Here is a 22,107-nt window from a genome sequence, read left to right on the forward strand (position 1 = left end):
ATGGATGACAATTTAATGATGATATGGCAGAAATGCCTTCAGTTTATGCGTGATAACCTGAACGCAGCTGAAGACAATTCTGACCTTAAAAAACTTGAAAAATCTTTCGATATGTTATTTGATAAGGTTCAGCCGCTTTCATTAGTAGCAAACAACCTTACACTTATCGTACCGAGCGATTTTTACAAGGAATATATTGAGGACAATTACTTATCCTTACTTTCTGCCGCCCTGAAGAAAAATATTGGAAAAGGAGTGAAATTATGGTATTCCGTGATGGAAAACAGACCGAAAGGCGAAGAAAAGCCGGTTACCATGAATATTAAGGGACAAAGTGTACCTACTCCCAAAACACAGGAAACGATGCCGCAGGGATTCTCTGCTAATATTGTAAATCCTTTTGTAGTACCTGGAATAAGAAAAGTAAATATAGATTCAAACCTGAAACCTGACTACTCATTTGATAGTTATGTGGAAGGAGAAAGCAATAAATTTGCAGCGACTGTAGCCAGATCCATTGCAAAAAGACCCGGAGCAACAGCTTTCAACCCGTTATTCTTATATGGAGGTTATGGGGTTGGTAAAACCCACTTAGGACAGGCTGTTGGTCTTGAAGTAAAAAACCAGTTCCCGGATAAAGTAGTGCTTTATCTGTCTTCTGAAAAGTTTATCCAGCAGTTTATCTCTGCTGCCAAAGCACATAAGCAGACAGAATTTGCTAACTTTTATCAGATGGTGGATGTACTGATCATTGATGATATCCAGTTCTTATCAGGAAAATCGGCTACCCAGGACAGTTTCTTCCATATTTTTGATCACCTGCATCAGAATGGAAAACAGATTATCCTTACTTCAGATAAGGCGCCGGCAGATATTATGGATATTCAGGACAGAATTGTTTCCCGTTTCAAATGGGGACTTTCTGCAGAAATCAAATCTCCGGATCTATCTACAAGAAGACAGATCATTGAAGATAAATTAAGCAGAGACGGAATCGTTCTTCCGGGAGATATGCTTGACTTCCTTGCTGTTGAAACTAAGACCAATGTAAGAGAGCTTATCGGAGTTATCAACTCAGTGATCGCTTACTCTACAGTATATAAGAGAGACCTGAGTCTTGAATTATTAAAGGAAACCATCAACAGAATTGCTGCCAACCAGAAAAAAGTAATCAATATTCCTTACATTCAGGAAGTTGTTTGTGATTATTTTGGAATTAAAAAAGAGCAGCTGCTTTCAAAAACAAGAAAACGAGAAATCGCATTGCCAAGGCAGCTTGCAATGTATTTCTCAAAAGAATTCACCAATTCTACATTTACAAAAATTGGTGAGGAAATGGGAGGAAAAGATCACTCGACAGTAATGTATGCCTGTGATACCATCAAAGACGTATCAAAAATTGATAAAGAAATCAAAAAATACGTAAAAGACCTTACAGAAAGAATCAAACAATAAAATAGTGTTGAGCTGAAAATAATTTAAAATGAAGGATAGTTTATTCTTCATTTTTTATTTAGTTTTGTCATGATAAAAGACGCTTTGTAAATAATCACCCTATGAAAATATTAATGGTTTGCCTGGGCAATATATGCAGAAGTCCTCTGGCAGAAGGAATTATGAAAACCAAGGTGCCGGAAAGTTTTGTAATAGATTCAGCAGGAACCATTTCGTTGCACGAAGGAGAGCATCCCGACAGAAGAGCTGTTAAAACGGCTGCCAACCATAATATAGATATCTCAAAACAAAGGTCAAGACCTGTTACCAGAAAAGATTTTGAAACCTTTGATAAAATCTACTGCATGGATATTGACGTATTTGAAGATGTTGTTTCTAAAGCTAAAAATGAAGAAGAACGTCAGAAAGTATCATTGTTTTTAGAAGTATTTGGAGATCATAAAAATGCAGAAGTTCCGGACCCTTATTGGGGAGATATGGAGGACTTTGAGAATGTCTTCCAGCTTCTGGATAAAGGATGTGATGCGATTAAAAATCAAATAATAAAATAGGAATCATGAAAAAACTGTTTCTATAGATCTGACAAAATATTTCCACCACCCTCATTAAACGAAAGAACTAAAAAATAATACAATGCTTTTTTTACTCCCTGCTTACTTATCAGAAAATACTTCTATCGATCATTTTTCACCCGTTTTGAAGGATTATATTATGCAAACGGATTATTTCTTTGTAGAAAATGAGAAAACAGCAAGAAAGGTCGTTAAATTTTTTGCTCCGGAAAAAAAGCAGGCCGATCTTAAATTGTTTCTGTTAGATAAATATACGGAAAGTGCAGATATCAAAGAGGCTCAGGAGCTGATGCTCAAAGGACAGGACTTCGGACTGTTATCAGAAGCCGGACTGCCTTGTATTGCTGATCCCGGAAACCTGATCGTAAAATGGTGTCATGAGAAAAATATCAGAGTGATCCCGGTTTCAGGCCCGTCTTCCATTATTCTGGCTTTGATTTCCAGCGGATTCAATGGACAGGAATTTACTTTCCATGGTTATCTTCCTATTGATAAAGGAGAGAAAAAGAAACAGATCAAGAATCTTGAAAACCTTGTTCAGAAAACCGGATATTCGCAGATTTTTATGGAAACACCTTACAGAAATAATCAGCTTTTTGAAGATTTGTGTAAGTTTCTCTCACCCAATACCAAACTATGTATTGCCGCCAATATCAATGATCCGGAACACGAGTTCATCAAAACAAAATCAATAAAAGAATGGCAAAAACTAAAGCCGGAACTTCATAAAATTCCTGCAGTATTTGTTTTGGGAAGATAAAAGTAAAAACTTTTAACAGCCGTTAACATGACTATTGCATTATTCTTGATTTTTTTATCAGACATCACTTAAAAATTATATGATTATGTCTGATAAAAAATTAGCAGGAATCTGGATTGACACAGAGAAAGCCATTATAGCCAAAAATCATGATGGACAGAATATTTCTGAATTTATCCTTTGTAAGCCTGTAAAAGCGGAGATTCAGCATGGTAATTCCAGTGAAAATGCAGGAAATAATGCTGAAATTACTAACAGAAACAAGTTTTTTAAAGAAATCGAACATCTGCTGGTCAATTCCCAGGAAGTGTATATTACAGGACCGGGTGTAACACAGGAGGAACTTAAGCACTTCCTTCATGATACGGCTCAGTTCAGAGATTTGAAAATTACATTGGGAACCTCACAGAAAATGACAGATGAGAAAGTGCTGGAAACAGTAAAAGACCATTTTAATAATTAAATTGTTGATTATGCAGTATAAATCCGGGTATCGAAAGATGCCCGGATTTGTACTGAATTAAACTTAAAGTGCTGTAATTCACCCGGTCATCAATAAAACGAAGTCTGCCCTCTGCTACATCAATTTCATCTTCAAGATCCCGTATTTTTTCCTGAATTTCCAGCATTCCTTTGTTGTAGCAGCACTTTTAAGCATATCGCGATACTTTTTAAGATATATTCTTTTGTTGGCCAGCTTAATGGCTACGTCAGTATATTCCTCGGTCACATCGTTGGAAGAAATATTTTTAGATAAAACAGTTCCTACTCCGTTTGAGAATGAGCTGATCAATGAATCAAAGTTTTTATGAGGCACACGGATAATAAGGATAAGATTATCATCCATATCTGTATTTTGAAACTCTTCTTTCTGGATATAGGCGTTGTTTTTCTTAATAATCTCATTAACCTGATTTTGTGCTTTCTTACTATCACCCACCTGAATTTTCATATCTCCGTTTTTGATGATTTTCTTGGAGATTGTATCTGTTTTCTTTGGAGTGTAAACATCTTTGTTTTCATCAGAAACTAGCTTTTCGGAAACATGAGGTGGTGGAGATACAGCTTCCGCAGAAGGTGCTTTATTTTCAGGAATGACTTCCATCAGATCTGCTTTCACTTCATATTTGTCAGAACCTGATTTGCTGCAATTGATCAGAATAAGACCTGATAACAGAATAATATAATTTTTCATGGGTATGTAGCTTTTCTTGGATAGGATCTAAAAGTGTGCTTAAAAATGATCATTTGTAAATGAATGAAAATTTAAAACGAAAGAATGTTAATACAAATCAATAAATAGCTCTAAAACCGATCTGAAAATTGCTGAGACTGGTAAATTATTTCTATTTTTAATTCATGAAAAAAAATCTCTTAGCATTCATGTTTTTACCGTTTCTGATGTGTGCCCAGGAAGCTCCGAAACTTACAGACGAAATGGCCATGAAATTATCCGACAAACCTCTTCACTGTATTAACCAGGAATATCCTAATAAAACGGCCCATATTATTAATAATGCAGGTGAAGTTCCTTTGACTCCCAAAGATCTTCACCCCAGTTTCTATGGATGCTTCGACTGGCATAGCTCTGTTCACGGGCATTGGATGCTGACAAGGCTTTTGAAAACAAAACCTGATCTTTCCAATGCCAAAGAAATTGAAAAAATTCTGGGCGAATCATTTCAAAAAGAAAAACTGCAGGCAGAAGCAGATTATTTTACAAAATATCAGCTGACAGGAACTTTCGAGAGAACCTATGGCTGGGCTTGGATATTAAAGCTGGATGAAGAACTTATCAGCTGGGATCATCCCAAAGCTAAAATATGGCACCAGAATCTGAAACCGCTAACCGATCAGATTCTGAAGTCCTGGAAAACTTATCTTCCCAAACAAACTTATCCAAACAGAACCGGAGTTCATCCCAATACAGCTTTTGCAATGGCTTTTGCTATAGACTGGGCAAGAGCCAGTAAGAACAAAGAGTTTGAAAACCAGCTGATAGAAAAGGCCAGATACTTTTTCTTAAAAGATCAGAAAACACCGGCCTATCTGGAACCGGACGGATCAGATTTCTTTTCGCCAAGTCTGGAAATTGCAGATCTGATGCGCAGGGTTCTGCCGCAAAAAGAATTTATCGGGTGGCTGAATGCTTTCTACGAAAAAAGAAGTCTTGAGAATATCGAAAAAATTCCTGTAGTAAGTGATCTGAGCGATTATCAGACAGTCCACCTGGTAGGATTGTCTTTTTCCAAAGCATGGTGTATGAAAGGAATTTCAAATGCACTTCCTGCCAACCATCCACTGAAAAAAGAGTTCAAAAAAAAGGCAGATGTATTTCTGGCTAACGGGCTGCCTCTGCTTTTCCAGGGAAACTATGGAGGGGACCACTGGCTGGCAAGTTTTGCTGTATATGCTTTGGAAGATTAATATCTGATTCCTGCTTTTTTCAGAATAAAGCCTAAAAGCCAGATGGGTCCAATGAGAAGAAACTGCAGATCTTTAAGGAAAGTAGGCTTTTTTCCTTCAATTTTATGACCTAAAAACTGGAAAATCCAGGTAATAACAAATACAGAAAGGTAAACAACCCAGGATTGCTTTCCCAAACTGATATTGGTAAGATAAATCAAATGCTCCATAAGAAGCATTATAAAAAGCATTATCATCGTGATTACGAAAGAAAGCCTTATATAAAATAAAGTGATCAGAATAATCACTACAACGCTTACAATACTGATGCATCCCAAATAGGAAGCACACAAATGGGGAGCGGGAATCATAGAGGCAAAACCCAGAATGGTCCAGAAAATCAATGGCACACAAATCCAGTGAATGAACTTGTTTGTGGCATTTCTATGGCTTTTACTGTATTCGGCAAATAATAGATCAACCTTTCTCATATTAACAGAAAATTGGATTGATGCTAAAATAATAAAATTTTGTAATCACTGGTAAGATTGCTTACATTTGTCTTATGTCTGCCTTGGAAAAATTCGGAGTTGATATCTTTACGGAACATAATATTTTCGAGCGAATAGCTGTTGGCAAGCCTTTTCGTCCCGATAATCCTGCTTTTATTTTTATTAAATCCGGAACCATAAAACTTCGCCAGCATTTCAGTGATCTGGAAGTTTCGGCCAATATGTTTATGGTGACCGATCCGCAAACCATTTATGAAGTGGTGGGAGTGACTGATGACTTTCAGTCCCGGATGGTTTCTTATAAAAGAGAATTTATTTCAGCGCTATCATTGAAGTTTAACCGTTTGATTACCTATCGTTATTTCAGACAGCAGATGAACAAAGGAGTACCCTTCCCGGAAGATGAAATGGAAGTAGTCTGGAAAAGTGTTAATTTTCTGAAATATATTCTGGATTCTGATACCGAAATGCTTTATAAGAAAGAAATGGTGGAGCATCTTTTCTCCGTTTTCTGCTACCAGATGGCCGGAATTATCTCAAAAGAAGATAACAGTTCTATGAACCAGATGTCCAGGCAGGAAGAAATCGTATTTGTCTTTCTTACCGATCTTGCAGAACACCACCTTACTGAGCGAACCGTTGAATTCTATGCCGAAAGACAATCAATTACAACCAGACATCTTTCTTCAGTCGTGAAGACGATTACCGGCAAGTCTGCCAGTCAGATTATTGCTTTAATTGTCATCAATGAAGCTAAAGTACTCTTAAACTCCTCCAATAAACCGGTTTCGGAAGTTTCATCAATTCTCGGATTCAGCGATCAATACTCATTTTCTCACTTTTTTAAGAAACATCTGGAAGTAAGCCCTACACAGTACAGACATCAGTTCGAAAGTTAAAATCTTACATTTGAACATCTTTTTCCAAAAATCAAACATTTGATTGATTTTGTTGTTGACCTAACTTTGCATGTGTAAAACAAGGTAAAATGACAAAGAAAATAAAAACAGCACTATCAGTGGTGATAGCAGCTTTTCCTGCGCTGTTTTTTTCACAACAGATCAAACAGATGACCGCAGCTGAGGTAGCGGAACTTGCTGTTCAGAACCATCAGCAGCTCAAGGTTTCCGCCCAGAACATCGATATTGCAAAACAGAATACGAATGTGGTTAAGCTTCAGAAGCTTCCTACAATCACGGCTTCCACAAGCCAGTTCTATTTAGGGAATGCGGTAGCGATTGACAAAGATTTTTCAAATTCTACAAATGTTCCGATGCCGCATTACGGAAGTTCATATGCGGTACAGGCCACACAGCTGATCTTCAAAGGAGGACTGGTGAATAAGTCTATTGAAATGGCAGGGCTTCGCGAACAGCTTTCCGAACTGGATCTGGAGAAAAATAAGCAGGATGTAAAATTTTTAGTGATTTCCAATTATCTGGATGTTTATAAAATCATCAACCAGGAAGAGGTATTTCAGAATAACAAAAAGCTGGCTCAGGAACGTCTTAAAAACATTCAGAAATTCTACCAGCAGGGAATGGTAACAAGAAATGAAGTGATTCGTGCAGAATTAGCGATCAAAAATCTGGATCAGGGAATTTTAACCCTTTCAAATAATAAAAAAATCCTTACTTATAATTTGAATATTGCTTTAGGGCTGGCTTCTGACACAGAGATTGTTCCTACAGAAAGTTTGGAGAATAAAGAATCCGGAATAGGCATGGAGTATTATACGGATCTTGCCCATGAAAGCAATCCTCTGCTGAAATCTGCACAAAAAAATATTGCAGTAGCAGATAAGAATATTGAGATCATCAAAACGGATAATGCACCTACGGTAGCCGGATTTGGCGGATATACGCTTCAGAGACCAATTACTACGAGAAACCCTGTTTTGGATATGTATTCAGGTGGCTGGCAGACCGGGGTTTCTTTAAGTTACAATATAGATACCCTGTATAAGACGAAGGAAAAAGTAAAATTAGGGGAGCTGCAGAAGAACCAGGCAAATGGTGCAATGACTCTGGTACAGCAGAATGTGGATATGGGAGTCAATGCAGCTTACACAAAATATCAGGAAGCGATTCAGCAGGCCGATATTCTGAATGATGCCAAAAGACTGGCAGAAGAAAACTACAAGATTACGGAAGCCAAATATCTGAATCAACTGGCGGTGCAGGCAGAAATGATTGATGCTCAGAACCAGAAACTCCAGTCGGAGCTTGATTATGCTAATGCTGAGATCAATGTTTTGTATCAGTATTACAACCTTTTGAAATCTACCGGAACACTTTAATTTTTACAACTGAAAATCAACACAATGGAAAACAAGGGACAAACTACTCAACATACAACTACAAGTCAGGCAGCACCATCTGCTGCAGAAAATAAGAAAAAGAAAAACAGAACCAATAAGATCAGAGCGATCATTTCCAATATCATCGTTTTTCTGGTGATCGGTTTCGGATTATTCTGGTTGATACGTGAATATTTCCACATCGGAAGCAAAACCTATACAGAGGCCGCACAGGTAGAAGAATTTATCAACCCCATCAATACAAGGGTTTCTGCATACATCAAAGAAATTAAGTTTATTGAACATCAGCGCGTAAAAAAAGGAGATACCCTGGTAATCCTTGATGACCGTGAAATTCTTACCCAGCTGGGACAGGCAGAAGCCGCTTATCAGAATGCCATGGCACAAAAGACAGCAACAAGTTCTTCTGTGAATACAGTTTCCAACAATATCAATGTAATGCAGTCCAATATTGCGGGAGCAAAAGCCAGATTATGGAATGCCGAGCAGAATTTAAACCGGTATAAAAACCTTTTGGCAGCCGAAGCGGTGACAAGACAGCAATACGATCAGGTAAAGACAGAGTATGATGCACAAAAGGCCGCTTATGAAACCCTAGTGAATCAGAAACAATCTGCAAATCTTTCCACCACAGAAGTAAGAAGCAAACTGGGAATTAATGATGCTGAAATTAAAAGAACAAAATCCGCACTGGATATGGCGAGAATCAATCTTTCATATACGGTTATTACAGCGCCTTATGATGGGGTAATGGGAAGAAGAACGATCTCAGAAGGCCAGTTGATCCAGCCGGGACAGCAGGTAGCAACCATTGTTCTGAATGGTCAGAAATGGGTAACAGCCAACTTCCTGGAAAGCCAGATGCCAAATATCAAAGTAGGAGAGAAAATTTCCATGACGGCAGATGCTTTGGGAGGAAAAAAATTCGAAGGAGTAGTAACAGCCGTTTCAGCAGCTACAGGATCAAGATACTCAAGTGTGCCGACAGATAATTCTACCGGAAACTTCATTAAAGTACAGCAGAGAATCCCTGTAAGAATAGAGTTTACAGCTTCCAACAAAAAAGAAGATCTGGATAAACTAAGTGCCGGAATGAATATGAATGTGAATATTAATAAAGACTAAAGATGTAAGATATCAGATTCCAGATATTATGCTTGTGGAGCTAAGGCTGAATGTTGAAAGTCTGCCATCTGATATCTGAAATCTATTACCTAAAAATCATGTACAACAAAGGATTATATAGCAATTGGGTACCAAAACCCGTACAGCTGCTGCTGATCATATTACTGCTTACGGTAGTAATGCCTATCGGTGGCGTGTATACCGGAAATATCAGTTCGCTGGTAAGCGGTACCGGTGCCATGACAGAATATTTTATGTGGGCCAATTACGCAACTACCATTGGTATGGGAGCCTGTATGCCTGTTGTCCTCAGGATTAAAATGAGATTCAAAGTAAGGGATAAGATGGTTTTACTTCTTGTGCTTTTAGGATTGCTCAGCTATGTGAACGGGACAACTTTACAGCCAATGATTTTCATATTTACCTCTTTGCTGATTGGCTTTATGAAAATGATGGTTACCATTGAACTTTTCCTGCCACTGATGGCTATGATAGGAAACCGGGGTATGTTTTACGGAGCGTTCTATACATTCGTTCTTGTGATGAATCAGGTGGCTACCTATTATGCAGCAGAGTTTGCTCTTCTTTACAACTGGCAGCAGTTTTACCTGTTTACAGCAGTTCTATGCTTTACGTTAGCGCTTATACACTGGATTTTTATGCATAATAAGTATTTTGCATTGAAAGTTCCGCTGCATTATATTGATTGGTTAAGTATTTTGCTTTTCATCTCAACATTTATGTTTTCAGCGTATGTATATTCATTTGGAAGACAGCAGGATTGGTTCAATTCAAAAAATATCATCTATGCAAGTATTGCTGCTTTTGTGAGTTTTGCCCTGCTTTCTATCCGCCAGTTAACCTTGAAACGGCCGTACCTTTCATTCAAAATTTTCACCAAAAATAATGTACAGCACGGTTTGTTTATGCTGTTTTGGCTGGGAATGTTTTTAGGAACAGCTTCTATTCAGAATACTTTTGCAGTGGGGGTATTGGGTTATGATCAGCTGACCAATACCAGACTGAGCCTGCTGATGATTCCCGGAATCATCCTGGCCGGGATCGTTGCAATTTTCTGGTTCAAAAAAGAAAAACCTTTGAAAATGTATATTTTTTCCGGTTTCTCTGCAATGGTTGCATATGCCATTATCATGTATTTTTCTATGGTATTGGAATTCAGCTATGACAGCTGGTATCTGCCTATGTTTTTAAAAGGATACGGAATGTGTTCACTATTTATCTCCGTATGGTTTTATACGCTGGATAAGCTTGAAATGGATGAAATGCTTGCTGCCATCGGGCTTGTACTGGTTTGGAGAACCTTCCTTGCCGTAGGAATTTTTTCAACGCTGTACTCGTGGTTCCAGTACCGTTTTCAGGTGACAGCAATTGGTGATCTTGCCGTTTATATGGATGGAATGACCGTAACCCCTCAGAATGTTGCTGCCAATATAAAGGCCATTCAGCTTAATGCCATTATTATAGCCACCAAAAAGATATTCGGATATATTATTTTAGCCGGATTTGGAGTGCTGATTTATGTTGCAACCCATCACTTCGGAGCAAAACGTTTTCAATATTTCAGATTTGTAAGAGTCCTTGGCGGTAAATCCGTCATTGCAAGAAAAAGACTTCGCGAAAGAAAAAAATTACTTGAAGAAATAAAAGATGCTGCAGGACCTGCAGTATAAAAGATACCTTGTTTTTACTAGTAAAATCCTGGTCCTTCGTTGGGCTGGGATTTTACGCTTTTTAACGGGGGAAGCTGCATGCTGGAAGAGGGAAGTAATGAAAGACTGTTGTAGCCAATAGTTTTATTTAAAACCTTTATCTCAAAAATATTTATATTGATTACACATGATAAATAACTTCCAACTCCTGCTTCCAGCTTCCATTCTTTTATAAAAAAGGGGAAATCTCATATTTTGTTATTTTTATTCTTTCTAAATAAAATTTATCTTTGCAGATTATAAAACGTTGAGTAGAAAGAATGAAAAAGCAGTATGCATTCATAGGTCTTTTAGCTTCGGGATTCCTGTTTTCCCAGACAGTTAAAGACTCTGTTGCCTCTAAAGGTATTGAAGATGTGGTAATTGTTGCCTCCAGAAAACCTACAAAAATCTCTGAAGTTCCCGGAACAGTTTGGGTAGTACAGAAAGAAAAAATTCAGGAACAGGCCAAAAGCGGGGTTCCTATTAAAGAAATGCTGTCGATTCTGATTCCGTCCATGGATATCGGTCCCCAGGGAAGAACCAATTACGGACAGAATATGAGAGGACGCTCTGCCCTTGTGATGATTGACGGAGTTTCTCTGAACAGTATCCGTGCCATAAGCCGTCAGCTGGATGCGATAGATCCTTTTAATATTGAAAGAATAGAAGTGCTTTCAGGAGCAAGCTCAATTTATGGAGGCAACGCTACAGGCGGAATTATCAATATTATTACAAAGACACCTTCCAAAAAAGGAATCAGCGGTGAAACTGAATTGGGTGTGCGGACAGGGTTTATGGGGAAAGATGACCATGATTTCCGTGCTGCTCAGTCTATTGCCGCTAAGGGAGATAAGTTCTTCGGAAGACTGGGAATAGCCTATCAACAGAATGGCGGCGTGTATGGGGCAGATCAGAAACAGCTTTTTACAGATATTACCCAGACGGACCTTCAGTATAACCAGTCTATTGATATCCTAGCTACCGGAGGATATCAGTTTAACAATAAGCATAAAATAACAGCATCTGTTCAGTATTACAATTCTAAATTTAATGGAGACAGAAGCTTATTTTTAGGTGAAAATCTGAGTGCATTTACAACAAAAAATGCTTCATTACTCGAAATGAGAGATGGATTTTCATCCGATAAAAATGTAGGAACAGAACGTTATATGGCAACCGCAGCGTATAACGGAAACGGAATTTTAGGCGGACAGGATTTGTATGTACAATTGGCTACCCGTGGTGAAAAATTAGGATTCTATCCATTCCCGGGAAATGTTACTTTACAGACGGGAAAAATACCTTATATGTCTTCTTCTCAGCAGGATACTTATTATTCCGGGATTAAAGCTTTATTGTCAAAATCATGGAGAGGCTTAAATGTTACTTACGGAGCAGACTTCGATTTTGAAAAATTTGAGGGGGCACAATCTGTTTACGATATTGCAAAGACAATGTCAAGCGGAGGTTTAGTCAATGAAACAAAATACAGTCTTGGCAGATATCCTACCAATCATTCGCAAAGCTATGCAGGATATGTTCAGGCAAAATACAATATTCTTCCAAAACTGCAATTGAATGCAGGGATCCGCTACCAGCATATCAATGTAAAAATGGATGATTTTGTAGGTTCAGAACAGCAAACTCAGGTTGCTATGGGCTATGGGAGTTCAGCATCGGCAATCCCGGGAGGTGAAAGTTCTTATAATGTGACCCTAGCCAATGCCGGATTGTTGTACAAATTCAATGAGCAGCACCAGGTTTGGGGAACTTTTTCACAGGGGGCAAGCTTAGCAGATCCTGCCAAATTTTACGGAATCGGACAATATAAACTGGCAGGTACAAACTGGGATGTAGTATCCAGTATCAATGTAAAAGAACAGCCGCTTCAAGCCATCAAAACCAATCAGTTTGAAGTTGGCTACCGTGTCAACAGAGGCGGATTAAGAGCTCAGATTGCCGGATTCCTGAGTAATTCCGACAAAACGGTTGCTGTAGATAAAAAGACCTTCCAGATCCTTGTGAATGATTTGAAATTAAGAAATATGGGAATTGAAGCTGAGGTTTCCTATTCTTTAAGCAATGGAGTGTATTTCGGTACCAGCGGACTTTTGATTAAATCTGAAGTAGACAAAGACGGAGAATGGCAGAAGCAGGAAATTTACAATGCTTCTCCTTCCAAATTGGTGACGTATATCGGGTATAATATTAAGAACTGGTCATTCAGATTCCAGTCTTTGCAGAATTTCAAACAGAAAGACGAGCTTAATAATGTGGTGGAAGGCTATAATACTTCAGATCTGATGATAGGATACCGATTTCATTTTGGAAAATTCAATTTAGGAATCCAGAATCTATTCAATACAGATTATCAGACCATATGGAGTAAACGTTCGCAGGTTCTGTACTCTACTTACGGACTTCCGGAATTGTTTAATTATAAAGGAAGAGGAAGAACATTCAACCTTTCTTACACTTTTGAATTTTAAAATAAGAGGAGGTAAATGCCTTGGTCTGAAAACATCTTATATTTCAAATCCGGTTTCTGAATCAATTGGAAACCGGATTTTAACTTGAAAAAAATTACTTTTGGCTAAAATTTCAATAATCTAGAAATCAATAGAATAACGTAAATTTCTTTTAACGCTAAGACCGCAAAGTTTTTTAATCCGATCTGAAAATAATTTCGTTCGCGAAGGCATTTCATTTAGCTAAGATATTATTGTTTCATTGTTGAATGAAACCTCTTAACGATCTTAAAGAGTACGCGCATCCTTAAAAAAGATGCGATCTATTGCGTTATAATAATGTACCAATGCTATCATGAAAATTTTTTTTAACGTTGGGCCCGCAAAGTTTTTTAATCCGATCTGAAAATAATTTCGTTCGCGAAGGCATTTCATTTAGCTAAGATATTGCTGTTTCATTGCTGAGTGAAACGTCTTAGCGATCTTAAAGAGTACGCGCATCCTTAAAAAATTGCGATCTATTGCGTTATAATAATACACCAAATGCTATAATGAAAACAACAAGAGTCCGTAACTCAAAAACCTGAATCTCAAACTTTGAACTTTAGTTTCTGAAGCCGTATCTTTGCACTATGAAAGATTTAATGGGCAGAGCAATCTGGGATTATTACCACAATGACAATCCTGAAGATCTGCAGACTGAAACGTCAATTTCTGAGCTGGATGAACTTCCGGTGGATTATTTATTCAGAGATTTTGAAGAAATGAATGATATTGAGCAGAAAGCACTGCAGCTATCCAACGGAAAAGTTCTGGATATCGGAGCGGGTGCAGGTTCTCATTCTTTATACCTTCAAAACGGAAAAAAACTTGAGGTGACCGCATTGGATATTTCGCCAAAATCTGTTGAGATCTGCAAACTGAGAGGCATTAAAAAAGCAGTTTGTGAAAATATGCTTAATTTTTCAGGAGAAACTTTTGATACTATTTTATTATTGATGAATGGCACAGGAGTTTTTGAAAGCCTTGCTAAAATTGATACGTACCTGCAGAAACTGCATACCTTATTAAATGATAAAGGGCAGATCCTGATCGACAGTACGGATATCCTTTATATGTTCGACCGTGATAAAGATGGCGGAGTGTATATTCCTGCCGGAGGATATTACGGAGAACTGGAATATGTGGTTCATTATAAAGGGGAATCTGAAGAACCGATTACCTGGCTGTATCTTGACTTTAATACGTTGAAAAATGCTGCCACAAATAATGGTTTCAAAATAGAAAGGGTTTTGAAAGATGAAGATTCTTACTTAGCGAAACTTACTAAGAAATAACCAGAAAACCATTCGGGGTAATTGATGATAATTGCTAACATTATCAGGCAAATAATACCTGGTAAGATATAAGAAGCTGCCTTATAAGGTAGCTTTTTTGGTGTAAACAAAACCCATAATACCAGTAAAATTAAAGCACCTACAGCAGCCATGAAAAATTCCGGACTTTTTCTATAAGTAAAAAAGCCTTGTGTACTTTCCTTATATATGAGAGGAACTAAAAAATTCTGAATAGGCAAAAAGACAATTCCGAAAATAAATGTTAGAATTGCTGCTCCATACTTTTTAAGCTTAATAAAATTCAGTCCTAACAATAAAGCTCCTGGAATAGTTCCCAAAAGTCCTCCAGCAAGGAAAATAAGGTCTCTCGGAAAAAGTTTAACAGCATTCGTATCTTCAGTAATATGATCTTTCCAAAGTTCACGTTCTTCTGTAAATTTTGCTTCTTCAGCTTCTTGTTTACGCTGAATCAATTTTTGAACAGCTGTTTTTTCCTGCTCATTGAAAATACGCCCTCTTTCTTCCAGAATTTCAAAAGCTGCCTGAACAGCTTCTGGAACAAAGCGGTTACCTTCCTTTAAATATCCTTCTAATTCCTGATTGGAAAGCTTTCTTAAAATATTTTTACTGACCATAAGCTGTATATAAAGAAAGGCTGCTTCTAGTGAAACAGCCAGTTATCTTTATAAGGATTTTAATTATCCGATCTCAATACCGTTTTCAACATTGCTGTCATCCGGTGTTACGAAAGATAATTTTCCGTCTGGTTTTGTGGTTAATAATAACATTCCCTGAGATTCAATTCCTCTGATTTTTCTTGGCGCAAGGTTCAGAAGGATCATGACCTGCTTTCCGATTACTTCTTCAGGAGTGAAACTTTCGGCAATCCCGGAAACAACAGTTCTTACATCTACTCCTGTATCTACAGTAAGTTTAAGTAATTTATCTGCTTTTTCTACTTTTTCAGCTTCTAAAATAGTAGCTGTTCTAAGATCTATTTTAGTAAAGTCATCAAATGTGATCTCTTCTTTCATAGGGTTTGCGTTAAGGTTTGTTTTTTTATTGTTTTGTTTTGTGTCTTCCAGCTTTTGGATTTGAGCCTCGATTACGTCATCAGGAATCTGCGAGAATAAAATTGGAGCATTGGCCATTATTGAATGACCAGCTTCAATCAATACTTTTGAATTTTCAATTTCAGCCCATTCTTTTTGTTCAACATTAAAAATCTCGTATAATTTTTGAGCAGTAAATGGTAAAAATGGTTCAGCCAGATTTGCTAGTGCTACTGAAATTTGAGCTCCAATAAACAGTGTATTTTTGGTTTTCTCAATATCATTTTTAACAGTCTTCCAAGGTTCTTCATTCTGCAAATATTGATTTCCAAATCTTGCAAGATTCATAAATGCGGTTAATGCATTTCTGAATTCATAATTTTCAAGAAAGTTTCTGATTTCAACAGCTCTTTTGCTGATTTCTTCTAATTCAGGCGCATTTACATCACCTTCAGGAATTTTTCCTTCAAAGTTTTTGTTAATTAATACAGCAACACGGTTGATGAAGTTACCGAAGATATTAGCTAATTCAGAATTATTCTTAGTCTGGAAATCCTTCCAAGTAAAGTTATTATCCTTTGTCTCCGGAGCAGATGAAAGAAGAGCATATCTCAACACATCTTGCTGCCCAGGGAAATCTTCTACATATTCATGAGCCCATACTGCCCAGTTTCTTGATGTTGAGATCTTATCGTTCTCAAGGTTCAGGAATTCAAAAGCAGGAACATTTTTAGGCATAATATAATCTCCATGCGCTTTCATCATGGCCGGGAAAATAATACAGTGGAATACAATATTATCCTTTCCGATAAAATGTACCAGATCGCTTTCTGGACTCTGCCAGTAGTCTTTCCAGTCTTTTCCGTTTTTCTCAGCCCATTCTTTGGTGAAAGATATATAACCGATAGGAGCATCAAACCAAACATATAATACTTTTCCTTCAGCATTCGGAAGAGGAACCGGAACTCCCCAGTTCAGGTCTCTGGTCATGGCACGAGGCTTAAGACCGTCATTTAACCATGATTTAACCTGTCCGTAGACGTTAGGCTTCCAATCGTCTTTATGACCTTCAATGATCCACTCATTTAAAAAGTCTTCGTATTCATTTAATGGCAGATACCAGTTTTTTGTTTCTTTAAGGATAGGAACATTTCCGCTAAGCATTGATTTCGGATTGATCAGTTCAGAAGGAGAAAGGGTAGAACCACATTTCTCACACTGGTCTCCGTAAGCATTTTCGTTACCACAGTTCGGACACGTTCCTACAATATAACGGTCAGCAAGAAATTCTCCTGCCTGTTCATCAAAATACTGTTCAGAAACTTCTTCCGTGAATTTTCCTTTTTCATATAAAACTTTGAAGAAATCCTGGCTGGTCTCATAATGTTTTTTAGAGGTTGTTCTGGAATATTCATCAAATGAAATTCCCAGGTCAGCAAAAGATTTCTTAATGATTTCGTGATATTTGTCCACGATATCCTGAGGAGTTACTCCTTCTTTTTTAGCTCTTATGGTGATAGGAATCCCGTGCTCATCTGAACCACAGATAAACGCTACATCTTTTCCTAATCTTCTCTGAAATCTTGCGTAAACATCCGCAGGAATATAAACACCTGCCAAATGCCCTATATGAACCGGCCCGTTTGCATAAGGCAAAGCTGCCGTAATCATCTTTCTGTTTGACATTTATAGTAAAGTTTTGACTGCAAAGATAAGGATTATCTCTAGAATACCGCTATTGGAGGTGTTATTATGACACAGAATACGATTTTCAGGAGCTGAAGATAAAATAAAGTTAAACATTTGTTTAACATTTTATTAATTTAAATTAAATATTATGCAAAGCATAAGACGTTGTAAAATATTGGAATTTAAAAAACTAACTTAAAATGGTTTCGTAATATACATAATTTTAACTAAAATTATATTAAATTTATAATAATTCTAATTTTTTTTTAAATTGCAAGTCTGGCTTCAAGCTAAAATAAAGACTGAAAAAACGAAACTATAAAAAAATAAGATTGTGAAGAATTTTACAACAGTATTAAAAATTGCGCCCGCTTTTCTACTGGCCAGTACAGTAATGCACGCGCAGAAAAAAGATTCTCTTCCTCAGGAGAAGAAGATTGACGAGGTTGTCTTGATTGGGTATGGAAAACAGAAAAAATCTGACCTTACCGGTTCTATCACTTCTGTCACGGCTAAAGACTTCAATGGAGGAGCCACTTCTGCAGGCCAGCTGATTCAGGGTAAAACACCCGGGGTACAAATTACCAATAACAGTGGAGCACCAGGTTCCGGAACTGCAATTAGAATCAGAGGTACAGCTTCTCTGAATGGTAATAACTCTCCGTTGATTGTAATTGATGGTGTACCACAGGATTTTACGGGAGTAAATGGTGCGGCAGATCCATTATCTTTAATTAACCCAAATGACATTGAAACATTTGATATCTTAAAGGATGCCTCTGCAACAGCCATTTATGGTAACCGTGCTACCAATGGGGTTATTTTAATTACAACCAAAAAAGGAACAGCAGGAAAGCTTAAAGTGAATTTTTCAACAGTAGCTTCATTATCTACTAAAATGGGTAATGTTGATGTCCTTAATGCTGATGAGTTTAGAAATTTTGTAAGTGCCTATGCTTCTGATGTATATAAAGCAAAACTGGGTACAGCAAATACAAATTGGCAAGATCTGATTTATCAGAAAGCTTGGGGAACAGACAATAACGTCGCTATTTCCGGAGGAATCAAAGGATTGCCATACAGATTATCGGTTGGATATAATGAACAGAATGGTATTGTTAAAACAAATTCATTTAGAAGAACTTCTGTAGGTTTAAACTTGAATCCTAAATTTTTTGATAATCATTTATCGGTTAATGTAAGTGCTAAAGGTACTTTTACAGATAATAGATTTGCAGATGGAGGTGTTATTAAATCTGCTACCTATTTTGACCCAACTCAGCCGGTATATTCGGGTAATTCAAACTATGGCGGATATTATGAATGGTTACTAAATGGAGGATTGAACGTAAATGCAAACGCTAATCCACTTGCTACTTTGATGGCTATACACGATGTTTCATCAGTTACCAGAGGTTTAGGAAATGCACAATTGGATTATAAATTTCATTTCCTTCCAGACTTGCATTTTAATGTAAATGCTGGTTATGATTATACCAAAAGTGAAGGGCAAAAGAAAATTGATGCAAGGTATAAATCAGGATTCAATGATAAAGGAAGCTCAAATATTTATAGCATGGAAAAGAAGAATAAGTTGTTAGAAACTTATTTTAACTATGTTAAGAATATTTCAGCTATTAATACCGGAGTGGACCTTACAGCCGGATATTCTTATCAGGATTTCTTAACATCAATTCCTGGAGCTATCAATTATAAAGGAAATGCCCCAACTCAAATTAATAATGATTTTGAAACAAGAAATACATTGATATCTTTTTATGGAAGGGCAATATTTACAGTAGCCAATAAGTATATTATTTCCGGATCATTAAGAAGAGATGGCTCTTCTCGTTTCTTTAACGGAACCAGAGATAATCTTTGGGGAAACTTCCCGGGAGTTTCTGTTGCATGGAAATTAAATGAAGAGAGTTTTATTAAAAATATTTCTTCTATAAGTACATTAAAATTAAGAGCTGGTTGGGGAAAAACAGGACAGCAGGAACTTCCGGGGCTTGATGCTAATAAGCCTAATAATTATCCTGCTTTTGCAGCCTATAATCCAAGTGGTGCGGGGGCAAACTATCAATTTGGAGAACAGTATTATTATATGTTCCGTGCCAATATCTACAACCCTTATCTTACATGGGAAACTACCACTACAAAAAATATAGGTTTAGATTATGGTTTCCTGAACAACAGAATTATGGGTTCTATTGATTTATTTAGAAAGGATACCGAAAAACTATTGGTAGATTCTCCCATCGCTGCAGGTGATTTAAGTAATCACAACCTCTTAAATGTAGGAAATATGGAGAATAAGGGAATTGAAGCAAGCATTACAGTAATTCCTATTAAAAACGGGAAAACAACCTGGGAATTAAATTTCAATGCTACTCATTATAAGCCGATTATTACTAATTTATTAACAAGAGCGGATGCAAGCTTTAATATTCCTGTGGGTGGAATTGAAGGTGGTGCAGGAAATACAATACAGGCTCATGCTGTAGGCTATGCTCCCAATGCATTCTGGGTATATCAACAGGTTTATGATAGTGCTGGAAAACCTATAGATGGTGCATTTGTAGATAGAAATAATGACGGTAAAATAGATGTTTATGATAAATATTATTACAAGTCTACTACTCCTGATGCACTTTTAGGATTCTCAACTAAATTATCTGTGAAAAATTGGGATTTCGGTTTAAGCGCAAGAGCTGTGCTGGGTAATTATGTTTATAACAATGCTTCATCTAATAGTTCTTTACAATCGGCTTCTACAAACGAATATTTGCAAAACGTTTTCAATACTGCACCGGAATATAAATTTAAAGATGCCAACAGAGCGTTTTCAGATATATTCGTAGAAAATGCCTCATTCTTTAGATTAGATAATGTAAATATCGGTTATAATTTTGGAGAATTATTTACAAAAGGAAGTAATCTAAAGGTATATGCAATGGCTCAGAATGTTTTTGTAATTACAAAATATTCTGGTGTTGACCCTGAAGTTTTTGGAGGAATTGATAATGGTTATTATCAGAGCCCAAAAGTATACTCTTTAGGCTTTAATTTTCAATTTTAAATAATAAAAAAGATGAAATCAAATAAAATAAAATTCAAAAGCATCATTTTATCAGCTTCTGTTGTCATGTTGCTTTCAACAACATCATGTGTTAATGATCTTGAAAGAGAACCTATTACTGATGTTACATCTGCCAGTGTTTTTGCCAATTTTGCCAATTATCCCAACGCGTTAGCAAAATTATATGGTGGTCTTGCTATGGGAGGACAGGTAAGTGGTGACGGAGATCCACCAAACAGTGATATTAATGGAGTAAATGGAGGTTTTTCTCAATATACAAGATTGATGTATACTTTAGATGTAATTTCTACTGATGAAGCTGTAATTGGGTGGAACGATGGAAATTTGCATACTATTCATAAAATGACTTGGGACTCTTCCAACGAATTTGTAGCAGCAATGTACTACAGGATTTTTACAGAAATTGCTTTTTGTAATGAATTTCTTAGAAATGTAACAGATGAGAAGCTTGCTTCTAATAATATTACAGGAGATAATCTGGCAGAAGCTAAACGTATGCGTGCTGAAGCAAGATTTTTGAGAGCTCAATCATATTATCATGCGTTAGATCTTTTTGGAAATGTACCGTTTGTGGATGAAAACTATCTTCCGGGATCTGTTAATCCACCTCAAAGAATAGAAAGAGTTGCATTGTTCAATTATGTTGAGCAGGAATTATTAACCTGTGCAAATGATTTAAAAGATCCGAGAACGAATGCCTATGGAAGAGCTGATAAAGCAGCTGCGTGGTCATTATTAGCAAGATTATATTTAAATGCAGGTGTATATACTGGTACACAAAGAAACAATGATGTTATCACTTATTGTAATAAAATAATTGGTGCAGGATATTCATTGAAATCAAACTATGGTTCTTTATTCTTAGCTGATAATAATGTTAATAATCCGGAAGCAATTCTCACAGTTAATTTTGATGGGATCAATACCCAGACGAATGGTGGGACAACTTATTTGGTACATGCTTCAGTAGGAGGAACAATGCCGGCTGCAGATTTTGGTATTAATGGTGGATGGAGTGGTATTAGAACTACAAAAGCGTTGGTAAATAAATTTCCGACAAACGGAAGTGATAAAAGAGGTAACTTTTATACAAGTGGACAGAGTTTAGAAATAAATGATTTAGGTTCATTTAACGATGGCTATGCTTTCATCAAATTTAAGAATATTAAAAGTGATGGTACTCCTGGATCTAATACTAACTGGGTAGAGGCAGATATTCCATTATATCGTTTAGCAGATATTTATTTGATGTACGCTGAGGCAACACTTAGAGGTGGAAACGGAAATATGTCTACTGCAATTGATTATGTTAATCAATTAAGACAAAGAGCTTACGGAAATACTAGCGGAAATGTAGCTTCAATTAATTTAGACTTCATTTTAGATGAAAGAGCAAGAGAATTATCTTGGGAAATGACTAGACGTACAGACTTAATTAGATTTGGAAAATTTACGACTGGAGATTATTTATGGCCATGGAAAGGAAATATAAAAGAAGGTAAAGCGGTAGAAAATTACAGAAATCTTTATCCTATTCCTGCAAAAGATATTATTGCTAACCCTAATCTGATTCAGAATCCTGGATATTAATTTAAA

The 22,107-nt window shown here is 36.8% G+C and carries 17 protein-coding genes; 13 read left to right on the top strand and 4 right to left on the bottom strand.

Features of this window, described 5'->3' with window-relative positions; genetic code table 11:
- From dnaA to ACP3T3_RS00020, 4 genes are all read left to right on the top strand, one after another.
- Entirely contained in the window at nucleotides 1–1,455 is a 1,455-nt protein-coding gene (dnaA, locus tag ACP3T3_RS00005) for a chromosomal replication initiator protein DnaA (RefSeq protein WP_089695534.1), read from the top strand.
- A 101-nt stretch (nucleotides 1,456–1,556) separates the two neighbouring features.
- Nucleotides 1,557–2,006, top strand: coding sequence for a low molecular weight protein-tyrosine-phosphatase (locus ACP3T3_RS00010; protein ID WP_426477907.1), 450 nt, complete (start codon nucleotides 1,557–1,559; stop codon nucleotides 2,004–2,006).
- 82 nt (nucleotides 2,007–2,088) lie between these two features.
- Nucleotides 2,089–2,787: an SAM-dependent methyltransferase gene (locus ACP3T3_RS00015; protein ID WP_426477908.1), complete on the top strand. Its 699-nt coding sequence runs from the start codon at nucleotides 2,089–2,091 to the stop codon at nucleotides 2,785–2,787.
- A gap of 85 nt (nucleotides 2,788–2,872) precedes the next feature.
- On the top strand, nucleotides 2,873–3,250 hold the full coding sequence (locus ACP3T3_RS00020) for a hypothetical protein (RefSeq protein WP_426477909.1): 378 nt from the start codon (nucleotides 2,873–2,875) through the stop codon (nucleotides 3,248–3,250).
- Between the two features lie 114 nt (nucleotides 3,251–3,364).
- Here the strand turns inward: ACP3T3_RS00020 and ACP3T3_RS00025 are convergent, their stop codons facing one another.
- Nucleotides 3,365–3,982, bottom strand: coding sequence for a DUF4349 domain-containing protein (locus ACP3T3_RS00025; protein WP_426477910.1), 618 nt, complete (start codon nucleotides 3,980–3,982; stop codon nucleotides 3,365–3,367).
- A gap of 164 nt (nucleotides 3,983–4,146) precedes the next feature.
- Between ACP3T3_RS00025 and ACP3T3_RS00030 the strand changes: the two genes are divergently transcribed.
- Nucleotides 4,147–5,214: a DUF2891 domain-containing protein gene (locus ACP3T3_RS00030; RefSeq protein WP_426477911.1), complete on the top strand. Its 1,068-nt coding sequence runs from the start codon at nucleotides 4,147–4,149 to the stop codon at nucleotides 5,212–5,214.
- On the opposite strand, the gene ACP3T3_RS00035 is transcribed toward ACP3T3_RS00030, so the two are convergent.
- Complete coding sequence (locus tag ACP3T3_RS00035; protein WP_426477912.1) at nucleotides 5,211–5,684, bottom strand: DUF962 domain-containing protein; 474 nt, start codon at nucleotides 5,682–5,684, stop codon at nucleotides 5,211–5,213. The genes ACP3T3_RS00030 and ACP3T3_RS00035 overlap by 4 nt on opposite strands.
- 74 nt (nucleotides 5,685–5,758) lie before the next feature.
- Here ACP3T3_RS00035 and ACP3T3_RS00040 point away from each other — a divergent pair, with 74 nt between their 5' ends.
- From ACP3T3_RS00040 to ACP3T3_RS00065, 6 genes are all read left to right on the top strand, one after another.
- On the top strand, nucleotides 5,759–6,604 hold the full coding sequence (locus tag ACP3T3_RS00040) for a helix-turn-helix domain-containing protein (protein WP_426477913.1): 846 nt from the start codon (nucleotides 5,759–5,761) through the stop codon (nucleotides 6,602–6,604).
- An 89-nt stretch (nucleotides 6,605–6,693) separates the two neighbouring features.
- A complete protein-coding gene (locus tag ACP3T3_RS00045) occupies nucleotides 6,694–8,004 on the top strand; it encodes a TolC family protein (protein WP_426477914.1) in 1,311 nt (436 codons plus the stop codon).
- Between the two features lie 24 nt (nucleotides 8,005–8,028).
- Nucleotides 8,029–9,150, top strand: a complete 1,122-nt coding sequence (locus ACP3T3_RS00050; RefSeq protein ID WP_426477915.1) for an HlyD family secretion protein — start codon at nucleotides 8,029–8,031, stop codon at nucleotides 9,148–9,150.
- 98 nt (nucleotides 9,151–9,248) lie between these two features.
- Nucleotides 9,249–10,841, top strand: a complete 1,593-nt coding sequence (locus tag ACP3T3_RS00055; protein ID WP_426477916.1) for an MFS transporter — start codon at nucleotides 9,249–9,251, stop codon at nucleotides 10,839–10,841.
- Nucleotides 10,842–11,140: 299 nt separating this feature from the next.
- A complete protein-coding gene (locus tag ACP3T3_RS00060; protein WP_426477917.1) occupies nucleotides 11,141–13,351 on the top strand; it encodes a TonB-dependent receptor in 2,211 nt (736 codons plus the stop codon).
- Between the two features lie 611 nt (nucleotides 13,352–13,962).
- The gene (locus ACP3T3_RS00065; RefSeq protein WP_426477918.1) at nucleotides 13,963–14,667 is read left to right on the top strand and encodes a class I SAM-dependent methyltransferase; all 705 of its coding nucleotides are present in this window, start codon (nucleotides 13,963–13,965) and stop codon (nucleotides 14,665–14,667) included.
- Here the strand turns inward: ACP3T3_RS00065 and ACP3T3_RS00070 are convergent.
- Nucleotides 14,640–15,302, bottom strand: a complete 663-nt coding sequence (locus ACP3T3_RS00070) for a hypothetical protein (protein WP_426477919.1) — start codon at nucleotides 15,300–15,302, stop codon at nucleotides 14,640–14,642. The genes ACP3T3_RS00065 and ACP3T3_RS00070 overlap by 28 nt on opposite strands.
- Before the next feature lie 63 nt (nucleotides 15,303–15,365).
- Nucleotides 15,366–17,405 (bottom strand): methionine--tRNA ligase, encoded by a 2,040-nt coding sequence (gene metG / locus ACP3T3_RS00075; protein WP_426477920.1) that lies wholly within the window; start codon nucleotides 17,403–17,405, stop codon nucleotides 15,366–15,368.
- Between the two features lie 337 nt (nucleotides 17,406–17,742).
- On the opposite strand from metG, the gene ACP3T3_RS00080 reads away from it, so the two are divergent.
- Nucleotides 17,743–20,490, top strand: coding sequence for a SusC/RagA family TonB-linked outer membrane protein (locus ACP3T3_RS00080; RefSeq protein ID WP_426477921.1), 2,748 nt, complete (start codon nucleotides 17,743–17,745; stop codon nucleotides 20,488–20,490).
- A gap of 12 nt (nucleotides 20,491–20,502) precedes the next feature.
- On the top strand, nucleotides 20,503–22,101 hold the full coding sequence (locus tag ACP3T3_RS00085; RefSeq protein WP_426477922.1) for a RagB/SusD family nutrient uptake outer membrane protein: 1,599 nt from the start codon (nucleotides 20,503–20,505) through the stop codon (nucleotides 22,099–22,101).
- Nucleotides 22,102–22,107: the final 6 nt, after the last annotated feature.

Origin of the sequence: Chryseobacterium sp. CBSDS_008, from assembly GCF_049959325.1 — a bacterium.
GTDB lineage: Bacteria > Bacteroidota > Bacteroidia > Flavobacteriales > Weeksellaceae > Chryseobacterium.